The organism is Streptococcus sp. CCH8-H5, assembly GCF_001556505.1.
Lineage (GTDB): Bacteria > Bacillota > Bacilli > Lactobacillales > Streptococcaceae > Streptococcus.
Map to the genome: position 1 here is coordinate 1 of NZ_LSIZ01000118.1, position 1,502 is coordinate 1,502.

Annotated in this window: 2 protein-coding genes and 1 pseudogene; all 3 read right to left on the reverse strand. The window is 42.4% G+C overall.

Going from position 1 to position 1,502, the window contains the following annotated elements:
- Position 1 precedes the first annotated feature (1 nt).
- A complete protein-coding gene (locus tag AX663_RS08350) occupies positions 2-652 on the reverse strand; it encodes an amino acid ABC transporter permease (RefSeq protein WP_002890834.1) in 651 nt (216 codons plus the stop codon).
- A gap of 11 nt (positions 653-663) precedes the next feature.
- Positions 664-1,362, reverse strand: a complete 699-nt coding sequence (locus tag AX663_RS08355) for an amino acid ABC transporter permease (protein WP_002886251.1) — start codon at positions 1,360-1,362, stop codon at positions 664-666.
- Positions 1,363-1,379: 17 nt separating this feature from the next.
- Positions 1,380-1,502: pseudogene (locus tag AX663_RS10635) on the reverse strand (transporter substrate-binding domain-containing protein); the annotation flags it as partial.

Sequence of the window (1,502 nt, forward strand, 5' to 3'; positions counted from 1 at the left end):
TTTATTCACTAGCTTGCTCCCATTGTTTAGAGAGGTAGCGAGAGTAGCTAGAGATGGCAAAGTTGACCACGAAATAGGCTAAAGCCACAATACCGTATAAGGTAAAGATTTGGCTTGGTTCGTAGTAACCACCCATCAAAATCTGACTCTTACCAAATAATTCCTGTAAGGCGATAACAGAGTAAAGGAAAGAAGTATCCTTGATAACCGTTACGAATTGAGAAATGATAGATGGTAACATCTTACGAATAGCTTGTGGGAAGATGATGTAAATAAAGATTTGTCTGTTGTTAAACCCTTGAGACAAGCCGGCTTCCGTTTGGCCATGGTCGATAGAGTTCAGTCCCCCACGAATGATTTCCGCCAAGGCCGCTGAAGTGAAGACCGTGAAAGAGGTAATTCCTGCCGCTGTAGACTTAAGCTGGAAGACCAAGAAGATAATGAAAATCCAAAGCAAGTTAGGAACGTTACGAACGAACTCAACGTAGATAGAAGCTATCCAACGAAGAATAGGATTCTTTCCGTTACGCATAACCGCCAGAATAGTTCCGAACAAGGTAGACAGCACAATGATGAAGAAAGACAAGTAAAGGGTCGTCCACATCCCTTGTGCCAAGAATTTAAGGTTAGTAGCTGATAAAACTTCTGACATAGTGGACCTCCTTAGTAAGCTTTCTTATTCTCTTCTTCTTTACGACGTGCCCAAGTAGCTAGAGGGAAACACATGATAAAGTAGAGGAAGGCAGCTCCGGCAAAGGCCGGCACATAGTTAGTGGTATCATAAGCCCAAGCCTTAGCCGTGAACATGATATCAGCCCCAGAAATAATGGCAACTGTAGAAGTATTCTTAATCAAGTTAACCACTTGGTTGGTCAATGGCGGCAAGATAGTACGGACTGCTTGAGGCAAGATGATGATACGCATGGTATCAGCGTAGGTGAAACCTTGAGATAAAGCCGCTTCGGTTTGACCTTTAGGAACCGCCTCGATACCTGTACGAATAATTTCAGAGATATAGGCTCCTGTGTAGACCCCTACACAAAGGATAGCCGTCAATGAAATTGGAATCATGACATGACCATCAGTCAAGATTGAAATTCCATAGAAGACAACCACGAATTGTACGAGCAAGGGTGTATTCTGGAAGATTTCGACATAAACACGTGAGATGCCACGAAGGACCTTGTTATGAGTCGAACTCATAGCCCCAAAGATGAGCCCAAGAAGAAGGGCTACAATCAAGGCACCAATTGAAATACCAAGGGTATAGAAGAAACCTTTGGCAAATTGCCCAAAGTTAGCGAAGAAAGCAGCCCAACGTTCAAGAGCGAAAGGACTAGCCGTTTCAGTTAAAAGATACATAAATTCAGGACTCCTTTCTATTTATCTTCAGCCTTAGCTGGTTTCAAGTGATACTTATCGTAGAGTTTTTGAAGGCTACCATCTTTTTGCCATTTAGCAATCAAATCGTTGGTATAATCAATCAACTCTTGGTTAGACTT